The organism is Streptomyces chiangmaiensis, assembly GCF_036281785.1.
Lineage (GTDB): Bacteria > Actinomycetota > Actinomycetes > Streptomycetales > Streptomycetaceae > Streptomyces > Streptomyces chiangmaiensis.
On sequence record NZ_JAYWVC010000397.1, the window covers coordinates 1 to 3919 of the forward strand.

Consider the following 3919-nt stretch of genomic DNA (forward strand, 5'->3'; position numbering starts at 1 on the left):
TGGACCTACCCCCACACGAGCCCCGGTCGGCCGCCGATATCGCAGGAGACGCGGGAGCTGATCCTGCGTCTCGCGCGGGAGAACCCGCTGTGGGGACACCGCAGAGTGCAGGGAGAGCTGGCCCGGTTGGGCATCACGGTCTGCGCCGCCACCGTCCGGTCAGTACTGCGGCAGGGCAACATTCCGCCCGCGCCCCAGCGGGCTCACGACGCCTGGGCCTCCTTCCTACGCGCCCAGGCTTCCGGACTGCCGGCCTGCGACTTCTTCCATATGGATACCGCGTTCTGCCAGCGGCTGTACGTGCTGTTCGTCATGGAAGTCGCAACGCGCCCAGTGCACGTCCTCGGCATCAGCGCGCACCCGAACCAGGACTGGGTGACCCAGCAGGTGAGGAACTTGATGATGGACCTCGAAGACCAGGTGGACCGGTTCCGGTTCTTCCTGCGCGACCGGGACGGGAAGTTCTCCGACGCCTTCGACGCCGTGCTCGCCGACGCGGGCGTGCAGGTGCTACTTTCCCCGCCGAGATCGCCGAAGGCAAACGCCTTCGCGGAACGCTGGGTCGGCACCGTCCGCCGCGAGTGCATCGACCGCCTACTCATCATGAACGAACGGCACCTGCGCACCGTCCTGAACACCTACACCGACCACTACAACCGGCACCGCCTTCACCAATCCCTCCACCAACGATCTCCCCAAGCCTCGGAGACCGGCCAGACGGCACCTGCCATCCCCTTCGAGGGCCGCGTCCGCCGCACTCAACTACTCGGCGGCCTCATCAACGAGTACCACCAGGCAGCCTGACGACAGGCAGACAAACGGCCTGATCAGCAGCCCGAACCAGGGTTTTCACGCGGGACAGGACCGGGGACCGCAGATTGGCGACCGGGCAGCAGATTGCGGAGCTCTGGCGAGGCCAGGAGGCCGGTGAGTGGCCACGAGGCGGGCACGCACACGCGACCGCTGACCATGTCGTCGTGCACGTGCGGAGGACTGGACACGAACCACCGCAAGGCCGTGCTGGATAACGTGGTGCTGCCCCTGGTGGCGGACCACCAGGGGCAGCTGATTCAAGGCAGCGGCACGGGGTCCGTGCCGTGCCGGTCACTCGTAGCCGAGGACCTTGAAGTCCTTGCTGACAAAGACGTGGTGCGGCCAGTTGATGCTGATGTTGTGGACCTCGTACTGGCCGTTGTTCAGCTCCACCACGCGGTCCACGATGCCTCCGGGGACGACGGCCTGGGCGGCCTTGGTGGCCTTGTACGCCGTCGTTCCGCTGACGATCGTGCCCTCACCCTCGGTGTAGTTGGGGATCTGGCCGACCGACTTGACGGGCGACGGCGTCCCCTGCTGGAAGGCGATCACGCCGGCCGCTTCGGCCGCCGCGGCCCCGCCGTCCCCGCCGGGCTGGACGTCGACACGGGTGGCCGTGATGGTCGCGCTGTCGACCACGCCCAGGACGAGGACGCTCTTGCCCTTCTCGACGGTCTTCGCCGACGTGTCGTGGCCGTTGATCGTGTAGGCGGTCGTGGACGTCTCGTCGACGGTCACCTCGACACCCGTGGCGGTGGAGAAGGTGAAGCCCGAGTCGGAGGTGGAGTCGACGATGCCGGTCGCGCCACCGTCGGACGGGGCGGACCGGGCACCGCCGCCGGACGGGGACGGGGACACCGTGGCGGCGGTCGGGGTGGTCGCCGAAGCCGTGCCGAGACCGGCGACTCCGGCCAACGCGCAGGTGAGCCCGGCGGCTACGATCCAAGCGCCTTTCTTCTTCGACAGCCGGCGCAGCGCGCTCCCTCGGCGTGCGTGCGTGGCCACGGTCCCCGGGTTTGCCCCGGCAGGCGACTGGCTTGTCGGGTAGTTGTCGTTCATGCGGCTACTCCTCGTTGAGTGACGAACAACGCAGAGATTGCTGGTCGGTCATGTGCAGGTGCTTTTGTTTACCTGTGATCAAGCTGGGTGATCCGCTGCCGCGGAACTCCGGATGAAATGCGTGATCCGGGGCGTTCCAGGACCGTCCGGCCGCAGTCATCGGGTGTTGCACCAGCCGCTTCACACGACCTCGCCCCGCCGACCAAACGATGATGCCGTTGGTCAATCCGGGGCCCGGCGTGACGTCGGCCTTCACGACCTGGGTGTGGTCGTGAAGGCCGACGTTGTCCCTCCCGGGACACCCCGTAGCCGTGTAGCACCTCGACCGGCAGGCCGAGCTGCTGCAGCGTCGGTGGGCTCAATCCCCCACAGCGGCCGGCCGAACCAGGTCCTGATCTGCTCCAGGTGCCCGACGTCCCCGCGGATGGTGCCGTCGAAGAATCCCCTGGCCACGAGGAGGGTCTCAGCGAGGCTCAGAGGAACCTGCGGGATGTCGCACAGACGGGCAGCAACGGACCGCCGTCGTCGCCGGGCTGGTGCAGGCCCCGGGAGGTGATGCGGAGATCGCGGCCTGACGAGCAGCAGGCTCCAAGCATCGAAACCCAAACCAGATCTGGGCTTGTTTGATCAAGCTACGGACAGCCACACTCGCGAAAGCACGAGGTTAGCGGACGGTGACGGTCACGGCGTTGGACGCGGTCGTGCCGTCCACGGCGCGCAGGACCTCCGTGCCCTTGTGCTTGAACTCGTCGGTGAGCTTGTATGCGCTCCTCTTGACGGTGGTGGTCGCGGGCAGCGACACCCACTTGGCGCCGTCCTTCACCTGGAGCGTGACCGTGCCGCCGTCCTTCAGGCCAGCGGTCCGGCCGGTGAAGGTGATGCTCTGGCCCGGCTTGGCGTGGGTGGTGCTCGCGGAGAGAGTGATGGACGCCTTCGGCTTCGGCGCCTTGGCCGGGGCGGCGACGGCGGCCGTCGCGCCGCCTACGACGAGGGCGGCAGAGACGAGGGAAACGGCGACTGCACGAGCCTTCATAGCAAACTCCTTGGTCAAGAATGATTTTCGACAAGGGTCCTTTGAATTCCCCGTCCAATAAGTGAGAGAAAACCGGAAACCCTCGGGGCCTTGCCGTACGGCGGGCCCGACTATACAGACGTGACCTGAGAACTTGCAGTTCCACTGCCCGCCGAATCCCTGGAATTAACGGCACAGTCACAGAAAAGGTGCCATATACAAGCACTCTGATCTGCGATTATTAGAAAGACCTGTGGAAATAGCCCGGCAACGACATGGATGTACCCCGCACCCTGTGAGTGCGGGGCACCTGCGCTGCAAGCATTTCGAGGGGCCCGGTCACAGTCCGGCCCCCTCGGCTTCCCCTACGTGCCGGACCTCCGGTGATCCCCCTCCGGAAGCCAGCCCCGGGACTGGGGCAAGAGCCACGGACGATCAGTACGGCGATCACACACGGTCACCAGCAGGCCAGACGCCACGAGGAACTGGCGACGGTTGAATAGACGCGCCCACCAGTACCAAGGCCGCAGTGAGCGCCTTGCGCGCAGCGCTCGCCGCGCTGGCAGCGCGGAGGCGGTGCCTGTGGACGCAGCCGAATTGCGCGGCCTGGCCCTCGAACAGTCACCGGTCGGTGCCGGTGCCACCGAGGCAACGCGGCGTGAGCTGAGCGAGTGCACTGTGGCGGACATCGTGCGAGCCGAGGCCACCGAACGACTGCAAGCCGCAACGCAGTTGACTGCACCCGCCCACGCTGACCGCGTCGCCCGGCTCCGCGCGGAGGTCGCTGTGCTGCTTCGCCTTCTCGACGGCTGTGCATGCCGACAACCTACCCCCGTCACCCTACGCGACCTGCGCGTATTCGTGGATGAGGCCGCCGAGGCGGTCCCGCCGGATGACACGCGATGGGCCATCGACGGCAGGCAGTTCGGGCGCGCCGACACGTCAGGGCATCGCTGCCCGAGTGATCGGTGAGGTCGATGTTCGTTGTGGTGGTCGGCATACTCGTCGACGACGAGGCGCAGATGTGGTTCGCCT

4 protein-coding genes and 1 pseudogene are annotated in these 3919 nt (G+C 66.9%); 2 read left to right on the plus strand and 3 right to left on the minus strand.

Going from position 1 to position 3919, the window contains the following annotated elements; translation table 11 throughout:
* Positions 1 to 804, plus strand: an 804-nt coding sequence (locus VXC91_RS43170; protein ID WP_329512822.1) for an integrase core domain-containing protein, incomplete at its 5' end; no start/stop codon positions are given.
* Between the two features lie 300 nt (positions 805 to 1104).
* Here VXC91_RS43170 and VXC91_RS43175 read toward each other — a convergent pair.
* From VXC91_RS43175 to VXC91_RS43185, 3 genes are all read right to left on the minus strand, one after another.
* Positions 1105 to 1872, minus strand: a complete 768-nt coding sequence (locus VXC91_RS43175; protein WP_329512823.1) for a hypothetical protein — start codon at positions 1870 to 1872, stop codon at positions 1105 to 1107.
* 4 nt (positions 1873 to 1876) lie between these two features.
* Positions 1877 to 2128 carry a hypothetical protein gene (locus VXC91_RS43180; RefSeq protein WP_329512824.1) on the minus strand — a complete coding sequence of 84 codons (252 nt, stop codon included), beginning with the start codon at positions 2126 to 2128 and terminating at the stop codon, positions 1877 to 1879.
* A 408-nt stretch (positions 2129 to 2536) separates the two neighbouring features.
* The gene (locus VXC91_RS43185; RefSeq protein WP_329512825.1) at positions 2537 to 2905 is read right to left on the minus strand and encodes a hypothetical protein; all 369 of its coding nucleotides are present in this window, start codon (positions 2903 to 2905) and stop codon (positions 2537 to 2539) included.
* 478 nt (positions 2906 to 3383) lie between these two features.
* On the opposite strand from VXC91_RS43185, the pseudogene VXC91_RS43190 reads away from it, so the two are divergent.
* Positions 3384 to 3694, plus strand: a pseudogene (locus VXC91_RS43190) (hypothetical protein); the annotation flags it as partial.
* Positions 3695 to 3919: the final 225 nt, after the last annotated feature.

Excerpts from the sequence above, each read along its gene's own strand:
- VXC91_RS43175 (WP_329512823.1), bottom strand. The coding sequence starts at position 1,872 with ATGAACGACAACTACCCGACAAGCCAGTCGCCTGCCGGGGCAAACCCG.
- VXC91_RS43185 (WP_329512825.1), bottom strand. The coding sequence starts at position 2,905 with ATGAAGGCTCGTGCAGTCGCCGTTTCCCTCGTCTCTGCCGCCCTCGTC.